The 24,843-nt window shown below is 62.3% G+C and carries 20 protein-coding genes and 1 tRNA gene; 10 read left to right on the top strand and 11 right to left on the bottom strand.

Features of this window, described 5'->3' with window-relative positions; all coding sequences use genetic code 11:
- Window positions 1–52 precede the first annotated feature (52 nt).
- The 3 genes from UB48_RS13040 to UB48_RS13030 are packed head-to-tail and all read left to right on the top strand — an operon-like array spanning window position 53 to window position 3,051.
- Entirely contained in the window at window positions 53–511 is a 459-nt protein-coding gene (locus UB48_RS13040) for a tripartite tricarboxylate transporter TctB family protein (RefSeq protein ID WP_045197606.1), read from the top strand.
- Window position 512: 1 nt separating this feature from the next.
- Window positions 513–2,027: a tripartite tricarboxylate transporter permease gene (locus UB48_RS13035; RefSeq protein ID WP_045197603.1), complete on the top strand. Its 1,515-nt coding sequence runs from the start codon at window positions 513–515 to the stop codon at window positions 2,025–2,027.
- Window positions 2,020–3,051: an AbrB family transcriptional regulator gene (locus UB48_RS13030; protein ID WP_045197601.1), complete on the top strand. Its 1,032-nt coding sequence runs from the start codon at window positions 2,020–2,022 to the stop codon at window positions 3,049–3,051. The genes UB48_RS13035 and UB48_RS13030 overlap by 8 nt, the downstream gene beginning before the upstream one ends.
- A 45-nt stretch (window positions 3,052–3,096) precedes the next feature.
- On the opposite strand, the gene UB48_RS13025 is transcribed toward UB48_RS13030, so the two are convergent.
- The 4 genes from UB48_RS13025 to ung form a co-directional block, all read right to left on the bottom strand.
- Window positions 3,097–5,361 (bottom strand): autotransporter outer membrane beta-barrel domain-containing protein, encoded by a 2,265-nt coding sequence (locus UB48_RS13025; protein ID WP_045197599.1) that lies wholly within the window; start codon window positions 5,359–5,361, stop codon window positions 3,097–3,099.
- Between the two features lie 225 nt (window positions 5,362–5,586).
- Complete coding sequence (locus tag UB48_RS13020) at window positions 5,587–7,482, bottom strand: hypothetical protein (protein WP_045197597.1); 1,896 nt, start codon at window positions 7,480–7,482, stop codon at window positions 5,587–5,589.
- Window positions 7,483–7,671: 189 nt separating this feature from the next.
- On the bottom strand, window positions 7,672–9,609 hold the full coding sequence (locus tag UB48_RS13015) for a hypothetical protein (protein WP_045197595.1): 1,938 nt from the start codon (window positions 9,607–9,609) through the stop codon (window positions 7,672–7,674).
- Window positions 9,610–9,737: 128 nt separating this feature from the next.
- Window positions 9,738–10,430, bottom strand: a complete 693-nt coding sequence (ung, locus tag UB48_RS13010; RefSeq protein WP_045197592.1) for a uracil-DNA glycosylase — start codon at window positions 10,428–10,430, stop codon at window positions 9,738–9,740.
- A gap of 126 nt (window positions 10,431–10,556) precedes the next feature.
- On the opposite strand from ung, the gene UB48_RS13005 reads away from it, so the two are divergent.
- Window positions 10,557–11,666, top strand: a complete 1,110-nt coding sequence (locus tag UB48_RS13005; RefSeq protein WP_045197589.1) for an enoyl-CoA hydratase/isomerase family protein — start codon at window positions 10,557–10,559, stop codon at window positions 11,664–11,666.
- An 8-nt stretch (window positions 11,667–11,674) separates the two neighbouring features.
- Here UB48_RS13005 and UB48_RS13000 read toward each other — a convergent pair whose 3' ends face one another.
- Complete coding sequence (locus tag UB48_RS13000) at window positions 11,675–12,052, bottom strand: hypothetical protein (RefSeq protein ID WP_045197905.1); 378 nt, start codon at window positions 12,050–12,052, stop codon at window positions 11,675–11,677.
- Window positions 12,053–12,265: 213 nt separating this feature from the next.
- Here UB48_RS13000 and UB48_RS12995 point away from each other — a divergent pair, with 213 nt between their 5' ends.
- The 5 genes from UB48_RS12995 to UB48_RS12975 all read left to right on the top strand — a co-directional run bounded on the left by UB48_RS12995 (window position 12,266) and on the right by UB48_RS12975 (window position 16,132).
- On the top strand, window positions 12,266–13,756 hold the full coding sequence (locus tag UB48_RS12995) for a sensor domain-containing diguanylate cyclase (protein WP_045197587.1): 1,491 nt from the start codon (window positions 12,266–12,268) through the stop codon (window positions 13,754–13,756).
- Window positions 13,753–13,974, top strand: a complete 222-nt coding sequence (locus UB48_RS12990; protein WP_045197585.1) for a cysteine-rich CWC family protein — start codon at window positions 13,753–13,755, stop codon at window positions 13,972–13,974. Before UB48_RS12995 ends, UB48_RS12990 begins: the two co-directional genes overlap by 4 nt.
- Before the next feature lie 27 nt (window positions 13,975–14,001).
- Complete coding sequence (locus tag UB48_RS12985; protein ID WP_045197583.1) at window positions 14,002–14,694, top strand: pseudouridine synthase; 693 nt, start codon at window positions 14,002–14,004, stop codon at window positions 14,692–14,694.
- Window positions 14,695–15,016: 322 nt separating this feature from the next.
- Complete coding sequence (locus UB48_RS12980; RefSeq protein WP_045197581.1) at window positions 15,017–15,901, top strand: alpha/beta fold hydrolase; 885 nt, start codon at window positions 15,017–15,019, stop codon at window positions 15,899–15,901.
- 157 nt (window positions 15,902–16,058) lie between these two features.
- Window positions 16,059–16,132, top strand: a tRNA-Gly gene (locus tag UB48_RS12975).
- Window positions 16,133–16,190: 58 nt separating this feature from the next.
- Here UB48_RS12975 and UB48_RS12970 read toward each other — a convergent pair.
- Entirely contained in the window at window positions 16,191–16,595 is a 405-nt protein-coding gene (locus UB48_RS12970; RefSeq protein ID WP_177329157.1) for a DUF2388 domain-containing protein, read from the bottom strand.
- Window positions 16,596–16,743: 148 nt separating this feature from the next.
- On the opposite strand from UB48_RS12970, the gene UB48_RS12965 reads away from it, so the two are divergent.
- Window positions 16,744–18,486 (top strand): SulP family inorganic anion transporter, encoded by a 1,743-nt coding sequence (locus tag UB48_RS12965; protein WP_045197579.1) that lies wholly within the window; start codon window positions 16,744–16,746, stop codon window positions 18,484–18,486.
- A 27-nt stretch (window positions 18,487–18,513) separates the two neighbouring features.
- Here the strand turns inward: UB48_RS12965 and UB48_RS12960 are convergent, their stop codons facing one another.
- The 5 genes from UB48_RS12960 to UB48_RS12940 all read right to left on the bottom strand — a co-directional run bounded on the left by UB48_RS12960 (window position 18,514) and on the right by UB48_RS12940 (window position 24,818).
- Entirely contained in the window at window positions 18,514–20,109 is a 1,596-nt protein-coding gene (locus UB48_RS12960; RefSeq protein ID WP_045197902.1) for an alpha/beta hydrolase-fold protein, read from the bottom strand.
- A 7-nt stretch (window positions 20,110–20,116) separates the two neighbouring features.
- Window positions 20,117–22,531 carry a TonB-dependent receptor gene (locus UB48_RS12955; RefSeq protein ID WP_045197577.1) on the bottom strand — a complete coding sequence of 805 codons (2,415 nt, stop codon included), beginning with the start codon at window positions 22,529–22,531 and terminating at the stop codon, window positions 20,117–20,119.
- A 70-nt stretch (window positions 22,532–22,601) separates the two neighbouring features.
- The gene (locus tag UB48_RS12950; protein WP_045197575.1) at window positions 22,602–23,570 is read right to left on the bottom strand and encodes a FecR domain-containing protein; all 969 of its coding nucleotides are present in this window, start codon (window positions 23,568–23,570) and stop codon (window positions 22,602–22,604) included.
- On the bottom strand, window positions 23,563–24,102 hold the full coding sequence (locus UB48_RS12945; RefSeq protein WP_045197572.1) for an RNA polymerase sigma factor: 540 nt from the start codon (window positions 24,100–24,102) through the stop codon (window positions 23,563–23,565). The genes UB48_RS12950 and UB48_RS12945 overlap by 8 nt, the downstream gene beginning before the upstream one ends.
- A gap of 77 nt (window positions 24,103–24,179) precedes the next feature.
- Window positions 24,180–24,818 carry a LysE family translocator gene (locus UB48_RS12940; protein ID WP_045197570.1) on the bottom strand — a complete coding sequence of 213 codons (639 nt, stop codon included), beginning with the start codon at window positions 24,816–24,818 and terminating at the stop codon, window positions 24,180–24,182.
- Window positions 24,819–24,843: the final 25 nt, after the last annotated feature.

The following is a 24,843-nucleotide window of genomic DNA, read 5'->3' as shown; positions in this document are numbered from 1 at the left end:
GCATCGCGGGGCAAGCCCGCTCCCACTTGCCCCGCGAAAAGAGGATTCCGCAATGATCCTGCAACGTCTCTTCGCCCTGTTTTTGCTGGCGCTGTGCGCCGCCCTGGCCGTCATGGCCTGGCCCTACCAGGCAGCCTTTTCCTACGAACCGGTCGGGCCACGTGCCTATCCCTTGCTGATGCTCGGCCTGATGGCTGCGGGCCTGCTGTACCTGGCCTTTCGTCCCACGCCGATCGTGCACAAGGACGACGAACCCGAACTAGACCGCGAAACCCTGAACAAGATCGGCCTCTGCGTCGCCTTGCTGCTGGTCTTTGCCGCCACCTTCGAGCCACTGGGTTTCATCGTCAGCAGCATTCTCATCGGCGTGCCGATGGCGCGTCTGTATGGCGGGCGCTGGCTGCCCAGCGTGGTGATCATCGGCCTGATGAGCATCGCCCTGTACTGGCTGTTCGACCGCGTGATGGATGTGCCCCTGCCCCTCGGCCTGCTCGACGTTCTGGAGAACTGACATGGATACGCTTGGTTATCTCGGCCAGGGCTTCGGCGTCGCCCTGAGCCCCTACAACCTGGTTACCGCCCTCGCCGGCACCCTGATCGGCACCGTGGTCGGCCTGCTGCCGGGCCTGGGCCCGATCAACGGCGTGGCGCTGCTGATCCCGATTGCCTTCGCCCTCGGCCTGCCGCCGGAGTCGGCGCTGATTTTGCTGGCAGCGGTGTACCTGGGCTGCGAATACGGCGGGCGGATCAGCTCGATCCTGCTCAATATCCCCGGTGAAGCTTCGACGGTGATGACTACCCTCGACGGCTACCCCATGGCCCGCCAGGGCCTGGCCGGGGTGGCGCTGTCGCTGTCGGCCTGGAGTTCGTTCATCGGCGCCTTTATCGCTACCTGCGGCATGGTGCTGTTCGCGCCGCTATTGGCGAAATGGGCGATTGCCTTCGGCCCGGCGGAGTATTTCGTGCTGATGGTGTTCGCCATTGTCTGCCTGGGTGGCATGGCCGGCGACCGGCCGTTGAAGACCTTCATCGCCGCGCTGATCGGGCTGTTTCTTTCCAGTGTCGGCATCGACGCCAACAGCGGCGTGTACCGCTTTACCGGCGACAGCGTGCACCTGGCCGACGGCATTCAGTTCGTGGTGCTGGTGCTGGGGCTGTTCTCCATCAGCGAGATTCTCCTGCTGCTGGAAAAAACCCACCATGGCCACGAAGCGGTGAAAGCCACCGGGCGCATGCTGTTCAATTTCAAGGAAGCGGCCTCGGTATTCGTCGTCAACATTCGCTGCGGCCTGCTCGGTTTCATCATGGGCGTGCTGCCCGGTGCCGGCGCAACCCTGGCCAGCGCCGTGGCCTACATGACCGAAAAGCGCATCGCCGGTGCCAGCGGCACCTTCGGCAAGGGCGACAAGCGCGGCCTGGCCGCACCGGAAACCGCCATCGGCGCCTCCTGCTGCGGCGCCCTGGTGCCAATGCTGACCCTCGGCGTACCCGGCTCGGGCACCACCGCCGTGATGATCGGCGCCCTGACTCTGTACAACATCACCCCGGGGCCGATGCTGTTCGCCCAGCAACCGGACATCGTCTGGGGGCTGATCGCGTCATTGTTCATCGCCAACATCATGCTGGTGATCCTCAACATCCCGATGATCCGCATCTTCACCCGCATCCTCGCCGTGCCGAACTGGGCGTTGGTGCCGGTGATCGCGATCATTACCGCGATCGGTGTATACGCGGTGCATGCCACCACCTTCGACCTGTTCCTGATGATCGGTATCGGTATCTTCGGCTACATCCTGCGCAAGCTGGACTTCCCGCTGTCGCCAATCTTGCTGGGCTTCATCCTCGGCGGGTTGATGGAGCAGAACCTGCGCCGGGCGCTGTCGATTTCCAATGGTGCCCTGGACATCCTCTGGTCGAGCCCGATCAGCATGAGCGTGTGGGGCCTGACCATCGCCATGATGCTTTTGCCGCTGCTGCGCATCTGGCGCAAGCGCAGCCTTCAGCGCCGTGCCCTGGCCGATGTCTGATGGCCGCCTGAAACTGTACTGGGCCACCGGCCTGGTCGGCCTGGCCGGCGGTTACCTCGCCAGCAGGGTCGGCTGGCCGCTGCCGTGGATGGTCGGCTCGTTGCTGGCGATCATCCTCGTGCGTTGCCTGACGCCCTGGCAATTGAGCGAGATCCCCGGCGGGCGCAAGTGCGGGCAGTGGATCATTGGTATCGGGATCGGCCTGCACTTCACCCCGGCGGTGGTCGAGCAGGTGGCGAGCAACTTCGGCCTGATTTTCTGCGGGGCGCTGATCACCAGTGTTTCCAGTGTGGTCGGGGTGTGGTTGCTGCGCCGTACTGGCGAAGACCGCGCCACAGCGTTCTTTTCCAGCATGCCCGGTGGCTCCGGGGAGATGGTCAACCTCGGCGCCCGTAACGGCGCGGTGCTCAGCCAGGTGGCGGCAGCGCAGAGTTTGCGGGTGCTGGCGGTGGTGCTGTGTGTGCCGGCGCTGTTCAAGTTTTTGCTCGGCAATGGTGTGCCGCTGACCCACGCCGGGAGCGTGCACTGGGGTTGGCTGGTAGTGATCTGCCCGCTGGGGGTGTTGCTGGCCCTGGGCTGGCAGCGTTTGAAACAACCCAACCCGTGGCTGTTCGGGCCGTTGCTGGTGGCGGCGGTGGCCAGTGTCAGTGCCAACCTGCAGGTGGCCCTGCCCGATGGCGCCAGCCAGATCGGCCAATGGCTGATCGGCAGCGGTCTGGGTTGTCACTTCAACCGCGCGTTCTTTCGCCGGGCACCGTCGTTTCTCGGCCGCACCTTGATTGCCACGGCGCTGACCATGTTGATCGCCGGCCTTGCGGCGGGTGTGCTCAGTGTCATGACCCACCTCGACCTGCGCTCGCTGACGCTGGGCATGATGCCCGGCGGCATCGCCGAAATGAGCCTGACCGCCGAAACCCTGCAACTGTCGGTGCCACTGGTCACGGCGCTACAGGTGATGCGTTTGCTGTTCGTGCTGTTTCTGGCCGAGCCGTTGTTCAGGCACTGGGACAAACGCTGCGACTGAAACAAAAAAAGAGGAAGCCAAGGCTTCCTCTTTTCAGTTACGCGCTTACCAGGTGAAACGCACGCCGACGTTGGCACCGAACGGCTTTTCGATCTTGTCGCCGTTGCTGTAGTCGATATCGGCATGCAACTGCAGGCGCTCGGACAGCGACACGGCAATACCGGCACCGACCTCGGCACGCGAGCCGGACAGGTCGTTGTTGAACACGTTGTCGTTGACCTTGACCTGGTTGTTCTTGGCGAACTCGTGCACCGCGGCAGCGCGCAGGTACGGCTGGGCAAAGCGCCCCTCGCCAAGATCAAAGTTGCGACCTACCGTGGCACCGGCCTTGCCGAGTACCGACATGGTGCGGTCACCTTCAGCCTTCAGGCCGCTGTCCAGGTCGTAGGATGCACCCTGGATGCTCACTGCCGACACTTGGGCGAAAGGTTCAACGAAGTAGCCGTCATCGAGCTTGATGTGACGACCGAACTCGGCCGACGCACCGACGCCGTTGGTCTTGTAGTTGCCCTTGGCCTGGCTGCCGTCGCTCATGGCCACCTTGGACTTGTTGTCGAAGCGGTTGACCTTGGCCACCGCGTCAAAGTAGTAACCGCTGTCTTGGTCCAGCCAGGTGGTGTAGGCACCGGCGTAGTAGCTGTCGACCGTACCGGTAGTACCGCGGCTCAGGTCCAGGTCGGACTTGCTATGACCGGCCAGCACACCCACCAGCCACTGGCTGTCGCCCACCTGGGCATCGGCACCCAGGGTGAAGCCCTGCTGGGTTTGCTTGTAGGCGATGCCAGACGACTCGGCAACGTTGTACTTGCTGCCATAGGCACGGCCCCAGGCGCCGCTTTTACCTTCGTTGTAGCGCAACTCGCCCATGCGGATACGCAGCGACGACAGCTCGCCATACCACACGGTCGGTGCGGTATTGAACAGCGCCAGGACCGAACGGGTGCCGGGGCTGATGACTTTCTTCTCGGTGTCCAGGTGCCAGTCGTTGCCTTCCTTGGTCAGGTCATAGGAAAACGCGCCCAGGTCGACAGGACCGTTCACCAGGCTGAACTCGGCATCGCCGCCACCGGTAGTGACCACGGTGATCCGCTCAACAGCGGCCGGGTCATGACCACTGGCACTGATGGCGAGGGTGTGCTGACCATTGGCTTGACCGCTGACATTGAGCAAGTCGCCTTCGCCAGTGGCGAAGTCAGCCGACATATGAAAGGTGCCGTTGCCAGACAGCTCTCCCAGGTCCAGGCGATAGAACTGGCCTGGCTCGCCAAACTGCACATGGCCGCCCTGCAGGCTCAATTGTTCAACCTGGCTGTCACCCACCAGCGCCCAGGTACTGTCGCTGTTGAGCGCCAGTGCGTCGACGTTTTCCAGGCGCCCCTTGAACAGCGATTGATCGTTCAGGCTCAGTTGCGCCGCGCCGCCAGTGGCGACAATCACATCACCTTCCAGGCTGGCATTGCTCAGGGTCAGTTGCGCAGTGCTGCCATCGCCTACCTGAATATTGCCGACCAGGTCGCTGCGGCCAATCTGCATCTCTGCCGAACCACCGTTCTTGAGCTCAAGCAGGGTGCCATTGGCGCCTTCCAGGCTCGAACCATTGAGTACGTCGATACGGGCGGTGGTTGCAGAATCCACCACCAGGGCCGGCCCTGCTTCCCCGATCACTTTGCTGTTGTCCAGCAGCAAAGTCGGCGCCTGCTCGTTGGCTTCAGAGCCATAGTATTCATGAGACAAACGCACACCGCTCTCGGCGCCCTTGATCACGCTGTTGTGCGCCTGGGCCTGGCCGCCGATCATCAACAGACCATCAGCCGTAGCACCGGTCAGGCTCGAGTCTTTGAGCGACAGATTGCTATAGGCGCTGAGGGTTGCACCAAATCGGCCACCGTTGATTTCGCTGCTCTGGACCTGGACCTCGGACCCGGTCGCCGAACCATCGAGCAATCGGCCAACCGTCAGGCCGTTGCCCTGGGCGCTATCGATACGTGCGTTGGCGATACGGGCGGTACTGCTCACCAGGGCAACAGCGTTGTTCGAGCCGCCGGCAGTGACGGTGCCACCCTCGATGTTCAGTTGGCCCTTGCGCACTTGAATGTGCTCGGTCCGCGCACCCTGGACATTCAGAGTGGCATTTTCCAATACGCGATAGTTGTAGGACGGCGTCCCCGAGGTAGCGGTAAAGGTCTGGTTGCTTTCGACAACCTTGGTGATAGCCAGGGCCTGAGCCGATGCCATCACCAAAGGTGCGACAAGGGCTGCCTGCAAGGCGCACGAAAGCGCCGAGGGTTTGAAGATGCTTGGCTTGGTCATGAGATTCTACTCCGCAGCATTGAGACTATTCAGTTCCGGATTAAACAGAGCCAACTAGTTCAAGCCCCGTTTGTTCGGAGCGCAGAATAGAAACTTCTGACAGAATCTTATGTAGGAATATTCCTCATGACGAGTAAGCACAATCAACAGGCGGCGTCACACCTGTGTGACAGAAATAAGTAAAGCCGAGCATAGCTCGGCTTTATACACAATCGCTCACTCAGCTTATGGCCGCCCTGGGCACAGCCCGGTCCCCTGTTCTCCAAAGTAGTAGTAAGACTTCACTGGAGAACGGCCAATATCCTCGCCACCACGTTCCTGAATCCAATACAGCTCGACAAAACCGCTGCGCAGCGGCTCCATGCAAGGAATCCATGGGATCGTAAGATTTACCCCGGTGTCAACTTCGTTTTGAGTGAGCACTTCCCGTGGGAAAGATGAACGCGTTGCTTCGACAGGCTGCGAATTGGTAAAACCTTCAAGGCCCAGCCAGTACAAAGTAACGATGTCGCCCACTTGAAGATTTTGAGCATCAAGAATCCTTGCATTAACGCCTCGCCATGGAAAATCGGTACAGCTGATACCCGCTTGGTTACCGAGCAGATTCAACTCAGGCGCGTTGACCTCTGCCAATGGAATGGCCCTGACATCCACCAATTGACTGCCCGACGACTGGAAGTTGGTGGTGGTCGCATTGGCAAAAATTTTATAGAACAGCGGAATGTCCGTTCCATTGCCGACTTTGACAATATCGTCCCAGCTGATTTGCAACTCGATCGGGTCACCGGGATTGTCTGTGCTCAGCACTGTGTAGGTGGCCACCAACAGGTTTTCCGGGCCGTAGTAAAGCCGAATAACCTCCCCCGTTTGCGCAGGATCATAAAGGGCAAAACTGACGTCGGCAGGCTGGCCTGCATCCTCTGGGCGCAAAAGATTCAGCTCCCCCGTCGACGAGGTCAGGAGCGGAACATCCAGCGTCGGGTTGACCGGATCGGGTTCGCCCGGGTTAGGCGGCCCAATCAGCTCCAGGTCTACTTCCACATCCAGTACTGGGGAGGGATAGGCCTTGCTACGGATGACTTCATAGCGCACCTGGGCCATATGCGCAGTCCCTTCGACGCCACTGGAGATGACTGCCCACGGTGCCGTAAACGGTAAAGGCCAGTTAGGCGTGGGCGGCAGGAAGACCCGATCCACATAGATATCATTCCAGTAAACGCGCACTTCGTCACCCGACGCCGCATTGGTATACTCATCCACCTCGATCAGCACGCCCTCACGTGCTTCGACAATGTCAATGGGCGCAGCATCCACCCTGGGCGCCAACAAGTCGATAGGTGTTGGCTCAAGGATAACGAACACTTGCTGGCGGTATGCCAGCTTGGTCGGATTGCCGGCCCGGTCTTCCAGTATATAGGTCACCTGCTTGGTGCCAGGCCCGGCAAGGAGCAGCTCCTCCTTTGTCAGCACTACGTTGATAGGCCTTTCGCTGACCAGCCCGCCTTTATTCGGCTGGGACTGCTCATCACCAAAGAGAATCGCCCAGTAGTCACCCACTTGCGGGTCAAGGTAATCTGGAATCTGTAACACCAGCTCATCTTCGTGCGCTTCCAGATACTCCGGCGTCACCGTGGCATCCGGCAGGTCCTCCGGAAGAATGATGGCCGTTGGGAAAGCACCAAGATTGGGATCAAGCCTGTCGACTGTTACCGTAAGATTCTGCGAAACTCCATCATTGGGACTTAGCGAGTTGACGACGTCAAAATAGACAACTTTCTCACCGTGCGACTCAAGCACTGGGTCTTGCAGCGTCACCGGAATGGGAAATGTGATCACATGAGGGACCGGCAACTCAACGCTGTGAACCGGCCTTTCGTTAATATAAACGGTTACCGTATCGATTGTGCCGGGCGGCCCCACTGTAGTGAAAGCCGGAATTTCCACCTCGAGTCCTTCCGGGATTTTCGGTGTACGCAGCAGATTAATCTGTCCCCCGGGAATATTTTGCTCAGTATTAATAGGCACCGGTGGATTAAACAAGTTTCTAAAACTTCTAGACTGTGGGGCCCGTGTTTTGGCTTTTTCGGCTGACGCCTTGGTTGTCGCTTCAAACTTGGTCATCTTGGTATCTCCTGCAAATAGAAATAGGCTTGGAACACCATCAGCACCTCAGTCGACCCAGCCGCCGTCCTGCCAAGCAACGGCATTGCGGGGGCGAAGCCAAACCTTTTTCAGAGCAAAACGTCATCTTGTTTATTGAAACTGAGCAATCACTTCAGCGTATTGAGTCAACATCATTGAACACCGTATTCACGCCTCAAGATCACAATACAGGCCCGTACTCAGATCGATGACTGACAACCTCGCACGGGCCAACCCCGACTCCCCCACACCACTACCGTCGCCTTTCTCCAGGCGATACCGGACATTACCGCCCCCCCCACCCGGCGCACTTCGAGCCGCCAACTTGATCAGCGGGTCGTAGGGCAATACGGTAAACCTGTAGCCATGCTCGGCCTCGAGGTCTTCGCGGGTCAGAACATGTTCGAAACGTCCCTGGGTTCCAGGGATCGGGTTATTGCCCGATTGGTTGTAGTCGCCCTCCCAAAGCAGGATGAGCTTGTCATCCACCTGCAGTTGCGGGTCTTTGGGGATCTCTACCCGAACGCCCAACCATGGCTGTTCTTCGCAACGTATCCATTGATTGGTCTTGGCATCTGGAAAGGTGGCGGGCGCCAGGCCTTCGATGACTCGCACCTCGACACGCACGGATGTTATAGGCGACCGTTGCCGGTTTACCCCATTGAACGTGGTGTACTGCATCGGCAGGGCAGGTGAATTGCCGACACTATGGATAATCGCCCAAGGAACCCTCAGCACGATCAATTGCCCGCCAACATCCTCAACCTTCACCTCGTAGCGATCCACCGCCTGCGGATGACTGCCCCAGAACAGTTCCAGCACCTGACCGAATTGCGGGTTGTCATACAGAAGGATCTCGACGCGCGCGTCCTGCCCGGCATCGGCGCCTGTGAGCACATTATCGGCTGTCGTGCCCTTGACTACAGCCGGTAGCAACAAGGGGTTGACCGGATCCGGGCCGGGAGGCGGACCGGCCACCGTCAGGTCGATGTCTACCCATAAGGTCGAAGAGGTGAGCGAAGCCCCACCGCGTCGCCAGGTGTAGTGCACCCGATCAACAAAAGGTGCAGCAAAGCCTCCCGCCGCTAGAATTGCCCAACTGACCGGGGCCTTTAAAGGCCATTGCTGGTTCTCGGCAATGGTGATGAGGCGAAGCGCCAGCCCGCGCCAGTAGACCTGAACCTGATCGCCTTGCTGTGCGTCGCTGATGACGTCGATGTGAACCTCGACACCTGCACGGGCATCTTCCAGGTCAATCAGCCCATCGACATCGAACCTGGGCACCCGAGGGTCAGGCAGGTCGCCCGGCAATTCATCCAGCACTACCTCAATTGGCTGGACCTCGGATTTTGGCCCGCGGTTACCGGTTCGATCTTCCAGGCGATAGTAGGCTTCATGCAGGCCTGAACCGCTCTCACGAACCAGCATTGCATCGTATTGCACAATGATCGGCGCATTGACATCGGTAATGCGCAGTTCACCGGCATAGGGCAGTTCGCGTGGTTGCTTATCCGTATCGATAACGGGCAACTTTTCCCAGTAGTAGGTCAGCAGGTCGCCCACCCTGATATCTGGCCAAGGCTCGACCCGGGCATCGACCGTGTCGTGCCGGCTGAGATAATCCTCGGTAACGCCGCTGATCAGGACTTCCTGGTCAAACTGCAGGGGTGACCCTTCTTCGTCGCCATTGGGCGCCTGCTTATCGATGAACAGGTGCGTTGCGTGCGAAGTGGACGGGTTCAACGATACCGTAACGCGGTACTCGACCCGGGCGGGGCCAGGCGCCGCCATGTACTCCGAGGGCATCTTGCAGACAACCGGGATCACATCATCCGGGATCACTGGCTGAGAAAAGGTAAATGTTTCAACTACGTCGTTTCGCCAGAGAAATTCAACTTTTGTATCCACGCCCGGAGGAGCGGCATTGTAATCCGCCCAGATCTCCCTGATGCTGATTTCCAATGGGCGTAACTGGTCTTCCCTGCGGACCAAATGCCCCAGCACGTCATCTTCCGTCAACTCCATAGCGGCCGGAACGAACGGCGCGGCGTAGCGCTCCCGGGGATTTACCGGTTCATCAGTAGCATCAGAATCGTCCGAGCCCATGGCGACAGTTCCTTCCAGCGAAGAGCACCCTGGCAGCGAGCCTGTAGCTGGCTGCCGTGGAAAACCTGGAAGTATTAGATGCCTATTTCAAATCGGCCGAAACTGACAAAAATGCTAGGTACCCGGCGTTAAACCGGTGGCAAACGCCAGTCGATCGGGGTCAGTCCGCACTGCTTTAGGAAGCGGTTGGCCTGGCTGAAATGGCCGCAGCCGAGAAAGCCACGGTAGGCCGACAACGGCGATGGATGCACCGACTTGAGCACCAGGTGCTTGGTGGCATCGATCAGTTTCTGCTTGCTCTGGGCATGGGCGCCCCAAAGCAGGAACACGCTGTTGGGCTGGTGCTCGCTGACCACTTCGATGATGCGGTCGGTGAAGAACTGCCAGCCCTTGTTGGCATGAGACGCGGCGTTGGCGCGCTCGACGGTCATGGTGGTGTTGAGCAGCAACACGCCCTGCTCGGCCCAGGACTGCAGGCAGCCGTGCTTGGGGATTTCGATGTTGAGGTCACGCTGCAGCTCTTTGTAGATGTTCACCAGCGACGGCGGCGTTGCCACCCCCGGTTGCACCGAGAAGCACAGGCCATGGGCCTGGCCGGGGCCGTGGTACGGGTCCTGACCGAGGATCACCACCTTGACCTGGTCCAGCGGGGTGGAGTTGAGGGCGTTGAAGATCAGCGGGCCAGGTGGGTAGATCTCTTTGCCGGCAGCGTGCTCTTCGCGCAGGAACTCGCGCAACTGGTGCATGTAGGGCTGGTCGAATTCGGCGCGCAGGGCCTCTTTCCAGCTCGGTTCAAGTTTGATGCGATCGTCGTCAGTCATGGTCGGGTCCGTAAAACAATGGCGCGACACTAGGAAAGCTGCCTGCGCTTGTCAATCGATCCGACCGGCGACCGCCGAAATCGCCAGCAGCGGCCATACTTGTGCGGATCAACCACGAGGTCGCCCATGGCTGCAGTACAGTGCGAAGAACTCACCGGCGTCGACGGCGCGCGCATCGGCGTTGCCACCCTCAATACGCCGCAAACCCTCAATGCCTTGTCGCTGCCGATGATCGAGGTACTCGACGAACAGCTCAAGGCCTGGGCCGATGACCCGGATGTGGTCTGCGTGCTGCTGCGCGGCGAAGGCGCCAAGGCCTTCTGCGCCGGTGGCGAGGTGCGCAGCCTGGCCCAGGCTTGCCTTGACCATCCCGGCCGGGTACCGCCCCTGGCGGCGCAGTTCTTTGCCGCCGAATACCGCTTCGACTACCGCCTGCATACCTACCCCAAGCCGCTGATCTGCTGGGGCCACGGCCATGTGCTGGGTGGCGGCATGGGTTTGTTGCAGGGGGCCAGTGTACGCGTGGTCACTCCCAGCAGCCGCCTGGCCATGCCGGAGATCAGCATCGGCCTGTATCCGGATGTCGGTGGCAGTTGGTTCTTGTCGCGCCTGCCCGGCAAACTGGGCTTGTTCCTCGGCCTTACCGGCGCGCCGATCAACGCCAGCGATGCCCTCGACCTGGGCCTGGCCGACCGTCTGCTGGGCGAAAGCCAGCAGGAAGAGTTGCTCGATGACCTGCTGCAATTGAACTGGCAGGAGCAGACCGCCCTGCAGCTCAACAGCCTGCTCAAGGCCCAGCAGAACGGCGCCCAGGCGCAAAGGCCAGAAGCCCAGTGGCTGCCCAGGCGCCAGCAGATCGACGCGTTGCTCGATGTCGCCGACCCGGTGTGCGCCTGGCGTGCCATCGCCCAGCTGCGCAACCACGCCGACCCGTTGCTGGCCAAGGCCGCGCAGACCATGCTCGAAGGCTGCCCGCTGACCGCGCACCTGGTCTGGGAGCAAATCCAGCGTGCGAAGTACCTGTCGCTGGCCCAGGTGTTCCAGATGGAATACACCCTGAGCCTCAATTGCTGCCAGCATCCGGAGTTCAGCGAAGGGGTGCGCGCGCGGCTGATCGACAAGGACCAGAAACCGCGCTGGCACTGGGCAGATATCGCCCAGGTGCCAACGGCGGTGGTTGAAGCGCATTTCAGCAAGGCGTGGGAAGGTCGTCACCCCTTGGCGGACCTGGCCTGAATGGCGCCTCAGCGGCGCCAGTTGCGATCCGGCCAGCCGTCACGGCTGCGCTCGTGACGTGACGATCCCTGGCGGTAGCGGTCATGGCCGCGCCCCGGGTAAGGCTTGTAGTAGTTATGCGGCGTTTCCCGGTAATAGCCGTGGGGCGCCGGACGGTAGTAATGCGGTGGCGGCGCGTAGTAACGCGGCGGTGGTGCCACGTAGTAGCGCGGCTGCGGCGCTACGTAATAGCCGCGGCTGTAGGGATACGACGGCCGGTAGTAACCCGGATAGCCATAGCGATCGGCGGTGTAGACCTCGGTGCGGTAGTAACCGTTACCTCCATAGGGGACACAGGCGGTGGTCAGCAAACCCAACACTGCAAGCAGCAAAAGTCGGCGATACATGGCGGCCTCCCGGACCGCGAAACTGCCCATCCCAGCGGCGCTGGTCGGCGTCGATCGGCAAGTGTTCATCGACATTGAATAAGACTGTCAAAACCAGGTCCGGTGCCATTGCTGCAATAAATTGATACAAGGCCGATACCCTTAAAAATCGTAAAGTTATTTTTCTGCCACACCACTAGAATGAAGGCCATTGGCCTACAGACCGGGAATGTCATGCCGCCTCGTTCCGCCCTGTTTTCGCAGCGCTCGCTGATCCTGACATTACTGCTGTTGCTCGCCTGCGGCTTCTTGGCGACCTCCCTGCTCAGCTACTTCGCCTCACGCAGCTCGATTCGCGACAACATCGTCAACACCGAGCTGCCGCTGACCTCCGATACGGTCTATTCGGAAATCCAGAAAGACCTGGTACGCCCGATCCTGATCTCGTCGATGATGGCTCACGACACCTTCTTGCGCGACTGGGCCCTGGGCGGCGAGCGCGACACCGCCCAGGTCACCCGTTACCTGGACGAAATCATGCGCCAGCACCACGCCTATACGGCGTTCTTCGTCTCCAGCAACAGCGGTATCTATTACCAGACCAAGGGCGTTCTGAAGAAAATCGACCCGCAAGAACCCCGTGATGCCTGGTACCAGCGGGTACTGAAAATGAACACGCCCTACGAGATCAACGTCGACCTCGACATGGCCAACCAGGACCGCCTCACGGTGTTCATCAACTACCGGGTGTTCGATTACGACGGCAAGTTCATCGGCGTTGCCGGCATCGGCCTGACGGTCGAGGCGGTGATCCGCCTGATCGACGATTACCAGCAGCGCTATCAGCGCCAGGTGTTCTTCGTCGATCCGCAGGGGCGTATCGTACTTACCGGCTCCAATGGCGGTCCCCATGGCGCCAGGACCGGGCAGCCGCTGGTCGAACTGGACGGGCTCGGGCAAATGCCACAACCGGTCAGCGGCAGCCATGAATACAACAGCAGCGATGGCCATAGTCATTTCCTCAACGTGCGCCTGGTGCCGGAGCTGAACTGGTACCTGTTCGTCGACAAGCGCGAAGACGGCGCCATGGATGCCATTCGCCAGTCGCTGTACCTGAACCTGGCGATCTGCGCGATGATCACCCTGGTGGTGTTGTCGCTGCTCAATGCCATGGTCAAGCGCCATCAGGACAACATCGAAGCCCTGGCCACCCTCGACAGCCTCACCGGCCTGCCCAACCGCCGTGGCTTCGACCTGCTGGCCGCGCAAGCGCTGCAGGAAGCCCAGCGCGAACCCAAGCCGCTGATCGCCCTGCTGATCGACCTCGACCACTTCAAGGCGCTCAACGACACCCATGGCCACCTGGCCGGCGACGAAGTGCTGCGCCAGTTCGCCCAGGTGCTGGAGGAATGCCTGCGCCATGCTGATATCATCTGCCGCTGGGGTGGTGAGGAATTCATCGTGCTGCTCAAGGACACCGACAGCCAGAACGCCGCGGCGGTGGCCGAGAAGATTCGCAGCAAGACCGAGGCCCTGGCCTTTACCTATGCCGAGCAGCCGATCCACCTGACCGCCAGCATCGGCTTGAGCAACCTGCAGGCCGACGATACCCTGCACAGCCTGATCGCCCGCGCCGACCGTGCCCTGTACCGGGCCAAACAAAGTGGGCGCAACCGTGTCTGCAGCGAGATACCCCGAACCGACCATGAACAGCCCCGATCATGAATGACAGCCGCCGCTGCCCCGCCTGCGGCGCCAGCAACGATTGCAGCCTGGCCGACCCGCGCACGGCCGCCCAGGCCTGCTGGTGCTACGGCGTGAGCATCGACCCCAAGGTACTCGAAGCCCTGCCCGCCGAACTGCGCAACCAGGCCTGCCTGTGCCCGCGCTGCGCCGAGGTCGAGGCGCAATTGCAGGCAGCCAAGGCCACGCCAGCCGGTTAAACTGTCGCGCCCTGCACCTGGTTTTGTATGCGTCTCGATCGCTTCCTCAGCAACCTGCCCTGCTTCAGCCGTCAGCACGTGCGTTTGCTGCTGGTCGAACGGCGCGTACGCGTGGATGGCCAGCAGGTCAGCGATCCACGCTTCCAGGTGCGCGAATTCAGCCGCATCGAGGTCGACGAGCAACTGCTGCAGGCCGGGCGCCCGTTGCGCTACCTGATGCTGCACAAGCCCCAAGGCTGCGTCAGCGCCACCCAGGACCCGCAGCACCCCACGGTGATCGAGTTGATCGACCAAGCCGACACCGAAGAGTTGCACATCGCCGGGCGCCTGGACTTCAACACCACCGGGCTGATGCTGCTGACCAACGATGGCCTGTGGTCGCGGCGCCTGACCCAGCCGCAGACCAAGCTGCCCAAGGTTTACTACGTCGAGACCGAGCAGGAGATCGGCGAGCACTACATCGAGAAATTCCGCAAGGGTTTCTACTTCGCCTTTGAAGACCTCACCACCCTGCCCGCCGAATTGACCTTGCTCGGCCCACGCAGCGCGCGCCTGAGCATCGTCGAAGGCCGCTACCACCAGGTCAAGCGCATGTTCGGCCACTTCGACAACAAGGTCGTGCGCCTGCACCGCGAACGCATGGGCCCGTTGCAGCTGGACCCCAACCTGCAGCCTGGTCAGTACCGCGCGCTCTACCCTGAAGAAATCCGGGCGATCTGAGCCAGCGACCGCCTGGCGGAAAATTTTCGTCAATTGCCCGAAAGGCACTTGCGGGTTGGCCGGGTGCCTGCTTGAATCCAATCGTCGGTCTGCATGTGACCAGCCAGTCACGATCGTAGTCCAAGACACCTTTTTGCCAGCGACCAGTGCCTCGAAGCCCCGGCGTCCGGCAGATTGCCCTCCTAGAACAATACCGGTCGACCAACGTGCCACGCGGATCGACCAGGGCCCTCAGCTTCTCTTCAAGGCGTATGCCTACCTGTCATAAAGAACGCGCATCCTTGCATGTGCGAACACCCTTTTTGCGCCAGGAGTCGACGACATGAGGCCAGAAATCGCTGTGCTTGATATACAAGGTCAGTATCGGGTTTACACGGAGTTCTATCGCGCAGATGCCGCTGAGAAGACGATCATCCTGATCAATGGCTCGCTGGCCACGACGGCCTCGTTTGCCCAGACGGTGCGCAACCTGCACCCGCAATTCAACGTGGTGCTTTATGACCAGCCTTACGCCGGCAAGTCCAAGGCGCACAACCGCAACGAACACTTGCTGACCAAGGAAACCGAAGGGCAGATCCTCCTGGAGCTGATCGACCACTTTGGCGCCGATCATGTCATGTCCTTCTCCTGGGGCGGCGCCTGCACCCTGCTGGCCCTGGCGCACAAGCCACGGCGCATCGAAAAGGCGGTGGTCAGCTCGTTCTCGCCGGTAATCAACGAACCGATGCGCGACTACCTCGAACGCGGTTGCCAGTACCTGAGCGCCTGCGATCGTTACCGGGTCGGCAACCTGGTCAACGACACCATCGGCAAGCACCTGCCGTCGCTGTTCAAGCGCTTCAACTACCGCCACGTCAGCAGCCTGGACAACCACGAATACGCGCAGATGCACTTTCACATCAACCAGGTGCTCGACCACGACCTGGGCAATGCCCTGCGGGCGGCGCGGGTGATCGACATTCCGGTGCTGTTCATGAATGGCGAGTGGGACGAATACACCACCACCGAAGATGCCCGCCAGTTCGGCCAACACGTGCGCAACAGCCACTTTCGCGAGATCCGCGCCACCGGCCACTTCCTCGACATGGAACACAAGGCCGCCTGCCGCGATACCCGCGAAGCCCTGCTGGGTTTTCTCAAACCTGCCCTGAAGGAATCGCGCCCGCGTTACAGCTACACCCAGGAGCATCATGCACTGGCTATCTGAGCGACACGGTCGGCGGTAGCGCAGCCTCCTGCATCAACGGCCCAAAAGGCCAAACAGAAGATGCACGACCTCGCGCTACTGGCCACCGGCAGATGACGCTTAAGCAACATAGGGCTTCAAATCGCGACGAAGTTCTGGTACAAAGTCAGCCCTGAAAGCGGGTGTCGTATAATGGCATTACTCCAGCTTCCCAAGCTGATAACGAGGGTTCGATTCCCTTCACCCGCTCCAGCTTCCTTCAGGTTTCAGCGCCGCTGAGGCCCTGGCCACCACTCTGGTGGCTGTTTCGCTAGATCCCCTTCGCTTCAACTGCTGCCAGCACCAGTATTCCCTGGGCCAGGTCGCGATCCGTTGCGCCTGGCGCACGCCCTTCGCTACGCAACCAGTTCAACGCCGATTCCAGATAGACACCCCGGTAAGCCCCGTCGCTGGCAATGAACGCCGCAGCATCGTCGCGAGCCTGCGCCATCACGCGTTTGCCATCTTTGCCGGAACTGGCCTCAGAGGCCATGGTGGGTCCATAAGTGGTTGCGCCAGTGAGCATGAAGGGCAGATAAAACGTGGCTCCAAGGGTCAACATGCCATCGACGTCGCCGCCGCTACCAAAGATGTCGCCCTGGCCCTGGGCGCTACAGCACCAGGCCAGGCTCAGCAACATTGCGCGCTTTTTCCAGCGATTGATCCTGCGTTCCATCGGTATCCATTCACTGTCCCTGTAATCGGCCGGCATTCTCCACGGCTTGAGCCAGACTTAACAGCAGTGTTTTTGACTTGGCGCCCTGCCCAGGCGCCGCGCGCTGCGCTTTAATAGCCCACCGCGAAACACTCGAAAGGATCCGTGCATGTTTCTCTCCCGCTGGCTGCCTGGCCTGGCCAATCTGTTGCAGTACCGCCGCGAATGGTTTCGTCATGACCTGCAGGCCGGCCTGTCGGTGGCGGCGATCCAGATTCCCATCGCCATCGCCTATGCGCAGATCGTCGGCCTGCCACCGCAGTACGGGCTGTACGCGTGCATCCTGCCGATGATGGTCTATGCGCTGATCGGCAGTTCGCGGCAGTTGATGGTCGGCCCGGATGCCGCCACCTGCGCCATGGTCGCCGGGGCCATTGCGCCACTGGCCATGGGCGACCCGGCGCGGCTGGCGCAGTTGTCGGTGATTGTCACCATCCTCGTTGGCCTGATGCTGATCGGTGCCGGGCTGGCGCGGGCCGGGTTCATTGCCAGCTTCTTCTCGAGGCCGATCCTTATCGGCTACCTCAACGGTATCGGCCTGAGCCTGCTGGCCGGGCAACTGGGCAAGGTGCTGGGCTTTCAGATCGAGGGCAACGGCTTTGTCCTCAGCCTGATCAACCTGCTGCAGCGCCTGGGCGAAATCCACTGGCTGACCCTGGTGATCGGCGTTGCCGGGCTGGGCTTGCTGATCTGGTTGCCGCGCCGCTACCCGCGCCTGCCAGCGGCGTTGGTCACCGTGGCAGTGGCCACCCTGGTAGTCGGGCTGTTTGGCCTCGACCGCTTTGGCGTGGCGATCCTCGGCCCGGTGCCGGCCGGCATGCCGGAACTGGCCTGGCCGCAAACCAATCTGGAAGAAATGAAAAGCCTGTTGCGCGACGCCCTGGGTATCGCCACCGTGAGCTTTTGCAGCGCCATGCTCACCGCCCGCAGCTTTGCTGCCCGCCATGGCTATGCGATCAACGCCAACCATGAGTTCCTTGCTCTCGGGGTCACCAATATCGCCGCTGGGGTTTCCCAGGGCTTTGCCATCAGCGGCGCCGACTCGCGCACCGCGGTCAACGACATGGTCGGCGGCAAAAGCCAGTTGGTGGGGATTATCGCCGCCCTGGTCATCGCCCTGATCCTGCTGGCCTTCACCACGCCCATGGCCTGGATTCCCCAGGCTGCCCTCGGTGCAGTTTTGCTGATGGCCGGCTGGGGGCTGATCGATGTGCAGTCGCTGAAAAAAATCTACCGCCTCAGCCGCTTCGAGTTCTGGCTGTGCGTGCTGACCACCGTCGGCGTGCTCGGCGTCGGTGTGCTGCCGGGCATCATCATCGCTGTGACCCTGGCGATCCTGCGTTTGCTCTACAGCATCTACCAGCCTACCGATGCGGTGCTCGGCTGGGTGCCGGGCATCGAGGGCCAGGTCGACATCCGCCGCCACCAGGATGCGCGCACGGTGCAGGGGCTGGTGGTGTATCGCTTTGACGATGCGATCCTGTTCTTCAATGCCGACTACTTCAAGATGCGTTTGCTCGAGGCGGTGCAGCGCGAGGAGCAGCCGCGCGCGGTGCTGTTCGATGCCGAAGCGGTCAGTTCCATCGATGTCAGCGGCATTGCGGCCCTGCGCGAGGTGCGCGATACCCTGACAGCCCGCGGCATCTACTTCGGTATCGCCCGGGCACGCGGGCGCTTCTTGCGCATGCTGGTGCGCTCGGGGATCGCCCGGGAGATGGAGAACGGCTTGCTGTTTGGCTCGGTGCGTTCGGGGATCCGGGCGTATCGGTTGTGGCGCAATCGCAGTCGCAGGGCAACGGTGCCGGGGATGGAAACGGCATCGCGGGGCAAGCCCGCTCCTACAGATGGGTAGGAGCGGGCTTGCCCCGCGATCGAGCCATTACCGGAGCTGACAGGCCTCGGGCACTTGCGCAACGTTGCCGATCAAACTGATCAAGCCACACGGCAGGCTGCCCCGCCACTGCAAATAATCATGCCCGGCCGGGTACTCGACCTGCTCCACCGCATACCCCTTGGCCAGCAGCACGTCACGCAGATGGCGGTTGGTGTCGAGGATTTTCGGCCCTTCGAACAGGCCCGACTGCAGGTAAAAGCGCAGCGCTTGCCTGGGCGCCTTGACGTATTCGCGGGTGAGCCAGCCCGGCTCTTCGCCCTCACGTCCCCACCAGTAGGAACCGGACATGCTCAAGACATTGCCGAACAGCTGCGGGTGCTTGAGGCCCAGGTAGGCCGACGCCAGGCCGCCGTAGCTGGAACCGGCCACCACCGTGCGTTCTGACGCTGCCGCAAGACCTTGCCGGCGCGCCCAGGGCATCAGTTCTTCAGCCATGAAGCGGGCGAACTGCGGGTTGGGCGGCAGTTCCTGCTGGCGGCTGAGGTCACTGGGGTTGGCGATGATCAACGCCGCGGTCGGCGCGATCAGGCCATCGGCGATCAGGTTGTCGAGAATCGTCGGGGTCGGCACCTGGCGGGTATAGGCGTGGGCATCGAACAGCACCAGCAAACCCTGGCCCTTGGCGCCCGGCTGCCACTGCGCCGGGCGATACAGGTAAACGTCACGCTCGTTGCCGAGCAATTTACTGCTCAACACCTTGTGTTCCAGGCTGCCCCGAGCAATACCGGGACGCTCGGCAACCCAGGGTTGCGCAGGCGCTGCCGCCAATTCCAGGCGTGAGCGCGAGAGGAACGGGTCGCCGCTGCCATCGGCAAAGCCGTTGGGGTTGAGTGGATCGCGGCGGGTGCTGGCGAGGATCATCCGCCGATCATCCGAGGCCGGCACATCCGGGGCCATCTGGTAGCTCAGGCGCGCAGACGCCGGCAGCAGATAGCTGCGAAACCACACGTCGCTGTCGCCCAGGCGTTGCAGCTCATCATGATTGCCCGAGGGCGCGCCGAACACTCGCACGTTGTCCCGCGCACCGCGCCAGAGGAAGGTCACCAGGGCCATGCCGGGCTGGTCTGCCACGCTTTCGACCATCGGCGTGCCCTGCTGCTGACGGGCCTGCCAGAAGGCTTCGGTACTCGCGCCCTGAGCCAGCTGTTGCTGCAACTCGCGCAGGGTCGGGCTTGGCAACGGGGCGGCCGTGCGCGTCTGCTCGCTGGCCGCGATTACTTGCTTCAGGGTCAGTGCATAAGTGGCTTGCGCGCGGCTGGCCAGCGCCTCGGCGCGCAGGCCGTAGGCGCCATCGCGCTCGGCGATGAAAATGAACTCGCGCGGTTGGTCCTGGCCATCGATGAGCAGCCGTACAGGTTGGCCCTGGGCATCGAGCAGGCGCAGGCTGGCATCGCCCTGCAGCCGCCCCCGAACCAGGTCGCCGGCTTTGAGCTGCAAGGTCCAGACCGATTGCTGGCCCTGGGCAAAGCTGGCGCTGACGGTTTGCCCAGGTTGCAGGAGGTTGCCGCTACTGGCCATCGCGCTGCCACTCATGCACAGGGCCAGCGCCAGGGCGCAGCGCCATTGATTGAATATTTGCATGGTCACCTCAGAAATCGATGCTGGCGGAGAGTTTCAGCGTGCGCGGCTCGCTGACCGTGGCGTAACCGTCGTTGAACACTCCGGCCCAGTAGGCGCGGTTCTCGACGTTCTCCAGGCTTGCGCGCAGTACCACGTCCTTGCTGAGGATACGCGTGCTGTAGCGACCGCCGAGGTCATAGCGGGTCCACTGCGGGATCTTCAGGTCGTTGGCGCTATCGAGGTATTGCGAGCTGCTGTGGATGCCCAGCGCGGTCAGGGTCAGGCCCTCGATCCAGGGGGTGTCCCACTCGGCGCCGAGGTTGGCCGACCAGGCCGGCACGCCACGGGCGGTGTTGCCATCAAAGCTGCCGCCAGCGGTGCGGGTCAGTTCGGCGCGGGTGTAGGTGACGCCACCGAGCAGACGCACACTCGGGGTCAGCGAGCCGAACAGGTTCCATTCCACGCCACGGTTACGCTGCTCGCCATCGTCGGTGTAACGGTTGCTGGCGCGGTCCAGAAGCATGCTCGGCTTCTCGATCTGGAACACGCTGAGGGTGTGGGTGAAGTCGCCCAGGTCCCACTTGACCCCGGCCTCCATCTGCTTGGCCTTGAACGGGGCGAACTGCTCGCCGTAGTTGGCAGCGGCAAGGTCGGTGACCATGCCGCCCTGGGTCAGGCCTTCGATGTAGTTGGCGTACAGCGACACCGGCGCGTCCCAGGGCTTGAGCACCAGGCCCAGGGCCGGGGTCAGGGCGCGTTCGTCGTAGGCCGGGTTGCTCATCTTTTGCCGTACCCGTTGCGAGCGCACGCCCAGGGTCAGCAGAACCTTGTCGTCGATAAAGCCCAGGGTGTCGGCGACGGCGAAGCTGGACAGGGTGTTGTCACCGGTCTTGTCGCTGGAGCCGATATCGCCGGCAATGATCGGCTTGCCCGGGTGGTAGATGTTGGTCACGTATTTCTTGCTGGTGACGGTGGCGGCGCGGCCGATGTCCTGGTGCAGCAAGGTGGTGCTCAACACCACCTGGTGGTTCACCGGGCCGGTGACGAAGTTGCCACGTACCCCGGCTTCGGTGGACAGGCTGTGGGTGTAGCCGGCCTGGTTGTAGGTCTCGCCGCTGGCATCGCCGTTGGCGCCGGTGACGATCACCCGGGTGCCATTGAGAAAGCCCTTGTAGCGGGTGCGGGCGCTGCCGACGCTGGCGTAGGCGGTCCAGTCGTCGTTGAGGTCGTATTCGCCGCGCAGCACCACGGCCTTGCTGACTTGCTTGGCGGAGATGCCGTCGAGGATGTTGGTGTCCGGTTTCGGCGCCTTGGTGACATGCCCAAGTTTGCTGAAGCCGGCCATCATCGGGCTGCCGTCTTCGAGCTTTTCATGGCTTTCGTAAGCGTCCAGCTCGAGCTTCCAGCCATCGCCGCGATAGTCCATGCCCAATGACGCCAGGGTGCGGTCCTTGGACTGCTGGTCGACACCGGTTTCGCCGCTGCCGTAGACGCCGTTGAAGCGGATGCCGAAACGCTGCTCATCGCCCAGGCGTCGGCCCAGGTCGATATGGTTGGCGACATAACCGTCGGACACGTAGCTGCTGGTCAGGCGCGTCAGCGGTGCTTCGCCGGCGCGCTTGGGCACCAGGTTGATCACCCCGCCGACACCGCCGTTGGGCGCCATGCCGTTGAGCAAGGCACCAGGCCCCTTGAGCACCTCGACACGTTCCAGAAACTCGGTCGCAACGTGGCCGTCCGGGGCCAGGCCGTACAGGCCGTTCAGCGCAAGTTCGGTGGAATCGAGGGAGTAGCCACGAATCATGAAGTTCTCGTAGGCGTGGCCTTCGCCGGTACTGAAGCGGATCGACGGGTCGTTGCGCAGCACCGCGCCAACCGTGCCGCTTTGCTGGTTTTCCATGTGCTGGGCGGTATAGGCGGTGACGTTGAACGGCGTCTCCATCACCTCGCGATTGCCCAGCATGCCCAGCCGCGCGCCACGGGCGACCTGGCCACCGCTGTAGGCCTCGGGGATGCCGTTGGCGTTGCTGTTGGCGTTGATGTTCAGCTCGCCAAGGGTCAGGGCGCCATCGCTGTCGAGGCTGCGCAGAATGATCACGCCGTTCTCTTCGCTGGCCACCAGGCCACTGTTGGCCAGCAAGCGCTGCAAGGCCTGCTGCAAGGTGAACCGACCCTGCAAGGCCGGGGCATTACGGCCAGCCAGCAACTGGCTGTCGGCGGCGATGGCCACCCCGGCTTCGCGGGCCAGGGCATGCACCGCGGCTTCCAGGGACTGGCCCGGCAGGTTCAGGCTCAAGGCCTGCGCATCGGCGGCCAGAGCGCCGGCATCGGCCGCGCTCAACGGCAACAGGCTGGCGCTGCCCAGGGCACAGGCCAGCGCCAATCGACGCAGGGTGCCGGGAAAAGCCACAGGGTGTGCCGGGCGGGCATGGGGAAGCGACATGATCTGTCCTTGCAGAGGTGGGTTCAGCGATGAAGACGGGCCACCTCGGCGTTACCCCTCAAAATTATTTTCAGCGCCGTTGCAGGGTGCGCTGCTGCCCTTGGTTGACCAGGCTCACCGGGAGGATTTTCGGCAGCGCCTGCAGGAGCATTTCCGGCTGGTTGCTGGGGAAGCTACCGGTCAGGTGCAACTGGGCGGCGCTAGCCGCGAGGGTCACCGGTTGCAGGGCATAGGCGTTGACCTCGGCGATTACCTCGGCCAGCGGCGTATCGGTAAACGACCACCAGCCCCGCTGCCAATGCTCAAGACTCGCTGCAGCATGCGCATCAGCCCTGCGCGCGAGCAGGCGCCCATATGCGTCGAGGTTGATGCGCTCACCCGCCTGCAACACCTGCGAGCCCTCACGCAGGCCACGCACCTCGACCCGCCCGCGAGCCACCGCGACCTGAATCTCGCCACCGCGATCGCTGACACTGAAGGCCGTGCCCAGCACTTCTACCTCGCCCAGGCGGGTGCTGATCAGAAACGGTCGCATGCGCTCGCGCGCCACATCGAAATAGACATTGCCCTGCAGCAGGCGCACCTGGCGCAAGCCGTTGCTGTACTCGATGCGCAAGCTGGTTTCGGCCGCCAGCAACAATTGGCTGCCATCGGGCAGAATCTCCTGCCGCGGCGGCTCGGCATGCACGGTTTGCAGCAGGCGATCGAACTGCGGCGCACGCCGCCACAACCAGCCCAGCCAACTGGCCCCGGCCACCGCCACCAGCAAGCCGCCGCCCTGGCGCAGCAGACGCCGACGACTGAGATTAACCGGCTCCGGCGTTACCGCCGTGCGCAGTTGCGGGGTCAGCCGATGCACCAGTTGCCAGCGTTGTTCGGCCTCCTGCCAGGCCCGTTCGTGCTCACTGCTTTTGCCGCGCCAACGCTCCAGCTGGCCACGTGTCTGCTGCACCCGCTGCGGGTCGTCGCTGTTCAGCGCGGCCAGGTAGGTCAGGGCTTGCTGCACCTTGCGTGGAGAAACCGGCGACGACTCAGACATGCCGTGCCGCCAGGCTCAGCTCGGACAAATCGAACACCGCCCGGGCGATGTGCAGCTCTACGGCCTTGGCCGACAGCTCAAGTTCAGCACATACCTGGCGATGGGGCTGGCCGTGCAGACGCACACGGACGAACACCTCGCGGCGCAGGCGCGGCATGCGCTCGATACGCTCGATCAATTGCTGCAACTGCTCGCGGGCGATGATGATGTCTTCGACGCTGGGGCTCAGCATATCGGCGCGGCTCAGCCAGTCTTCCAGCGCCGCCAGCTCGTTGCTGCGCCGCCGGTACTGATCGATGCACAGATTGCGCGCGGCCTGGAACAACAACGCCCGGGCGTTGACCACTGGCGCGTTCAGAGCATGGGCGTAAGCCTGGGCAAAGCTTGACTGGGCAATGTCGGCGGCATCATCCGGGTTACGCAGGCGGCCACACAGGTAACGGCGCAGGTCGCTGTAATTGGCCAGCAGATCGTCGACGACCGCCTGCAGGGCCGGAGCAGCGGCGGTCCAGGGCATGGAAAGCGAAGTCATGAAGGTCCGGCGTGGAAGATAAACATGAATAGGAATTCATATCATTCTCACATACCTGTGCGGCCTTCTGCCAGCCCTCAGCTGTTGCGCGGCAGCAGCCCCGGCAAGGCGTGGGCCAGGGCATTGACGGCAAAGCCAATGAACATCACCCCGCAGGCGCGGGTGATCCACAGCTCGTAGCGGGTGTACAGGGTGCGCACATGACGGGCACCGACCACGCCGATCAGAATCAGGTAGGCCAGCAAGCCGCCAACAAAGCTCAGGGCGATCAAGGCTGGCAGCATCGACCAGTCCAGCGCTTCGGCGCGGCTCGAGAGCAAGGCGGTGAACGTCGCCACCGCCACCGGGTAGGCCTTGGGGTTGGTCAGGCCAAATACCACGCCATGCCAGAACGGCTTGCGCACCGGCCCCTGCTCGCCGTCGCCACTGCCCGGGCGGCTGCGCAAGGCGCGCATGCCCAGCCAGAACAGGTACAGGCCGCTGATCACACCGAGGATGTCGAACACCGAACTGCCGATTTGCCGGGCACCGACGATCGCCACCAATGCGGTACTGCACCACAGCACATCGCCGAGCAAGTGCCCGCAAAGAAACCCCGCGCCGGCGCGGCGCCCGCGGGTGGCGCCAATGCCGAGCACCGCCAGCACGCCGGGGCCCGGGGTAATACCGTAGATAAAACCGGAAGCGATTACCGCGAGCAGCAGCGAAAAGGTCATCGGGGCAGTGTCCTGAAAGTCCGTG

Origin of the sequence: Pseudomonas sp. 2(2015) (assembly GCF_000955865.1) — a bacterium.
Lineage (GTDB): Bacteria > Pseudomonadota > Gammaproteobacteria > Pseudomonadales > Pseudomonadaceae > Aquipseudomonas.
Note: the sequence above shows the minus strand (reverse complement) of the source record. Positions and strands in the feature narration are given on the sequence as shown.

Coding starts and splice junctions, on each gene's coding strand:
- UB48_RS12990 (WP_045197585.1), top strand. CDS start 13,753: ATGAATGACAGCCGCCGCTGCCCCGCCTGCGGCGCCAGCAACGATTGC.
- UB48_RS12995 (WP_045197587.1), top strand. CDS start 12,266: ATGCCGCCTCGTTCCGCCCTGTTTTCGCAGCGCTCGCTGATCCTGACA.
- UB48_RS12985 (WP_045197583.1), top strand. CDS start 14,002: ATGCGTCTCGATCGCTTCCTCAGCAACCTGCCCTGCTTCAGCCGTCAG.
- UB48_RS12970 (WP_177329157.1), bottom strand. CDS start 16,595: ATGGAACGCAGGATCAATCGCTGGAAAAAGCGCGCAATGTTGCTGAGC.
- UB48_RS13015 (WP_045197595.1), bottom strand. CDS start 9,609: ATGGGCTCGGACGATTCTGATGCTACTGATGAACCGGTAAATCCCCGG.
- UB48_RS12960 (WP_045197902.1), bottom strand. CDS start 20,109: ATGCAAATATTCAATCAATGGCGCTGCGCCCTGGCGCTGGCCCTGTGC.
- UB48_RS13040 (WP_045197606.1), top strand. CDS start 53: ATGATCCTGCAACGTCTCTTCGCCCTGTTTTTGCTGGCGCTGTGCGCC.
- UB48_RS13020 (WP_045197597.1), bottom strand. CDS start 7,482: ATGACCAAGTTTGAAGCGACAACCAAGGCGTCAGCCGAAAAAGCCAAA.
- UB48_RS12955 (WP_045197577.1), bottom strand. CDS start 22,531: ATGTCGCTTCCCCATGCCCGCCCGGCACACCCTGTGGCTTTTCCCGGC.
- UB48_RS12965 (WP_045197579.1), top strand. CDS start 16,744: ATGTTTCTCTCCCGCTGGCTGCCTGGCCTGGCCAATCTGTTGCAGTAC.
- UB48_RS12950 (WP_045197575.1), bottom strand. CDS start 23,570: ATGTCTGAGTCGTCGCCGGTTTCTCCACGCAAGGTGCAGCAAGCCCTG.
- UB48_RS12940 (WP_045197570.1), bottom strand. CDS start 24,818: ATGACCTTTTCGCTGCTGCTCGCGGTAATCGCTTCCGGTTTTATCTAC.
- UB48_RS13030 (WP_045197601.1), top strand. CDS start 2,020: ATGTCTGATGGCCGCCTGAAACTGTACTGGGCCACCGGCCTGGTCGGC.
- UB48_RS13005 (WP_045197589.1), top strand. CDS start 10,557: ATGGCTGCAGTACAGTGCGAAGAACTCACCGGCGTCGACGGCGCGCGC.
- UB48_RS12980 (WP_045197581.1), top strand. CDS start 15,017: ATGAGGCCAGAAATCGCTGTGCTTGATATACAAGGTCAGTATCGGGTT.
- UB48_RS12945 (WP_045197572.1), bottom strand. CDS start 24,102: ATGACTTCGCTTTCCATGCCCTGGACCGCCGCTGCTCCGGCCCTGCAG.
- UB48_RS13025 (WP_045197599.1), bottom strand. CDS start 5,361: ATGACCAAGCCAAGCATCTTCAAACCCTCGGCGCTTTCGTGCGCCTTG.
- UB48_RS13000 (WP_045197905.1), bottom strand. CDS start 12,052: ATGTATCGCCGACTTTTGCTGCTTGCAGTGTTGGGTTTGCTGACCACC.
- ung (WP_045197592.1), bottom strand. CDS start 10,430: ATGACTGACGACGATCGCATCAAACTTGAACCGAGCTGGAAAGAGGCC.
- UB48_RS13035 (WP_045197603.1), top strand. CDS start 513: ATGGATACGCTTGGTTATCTCGGCCAGGGCTTCGGCGTCGCCCTGAGC.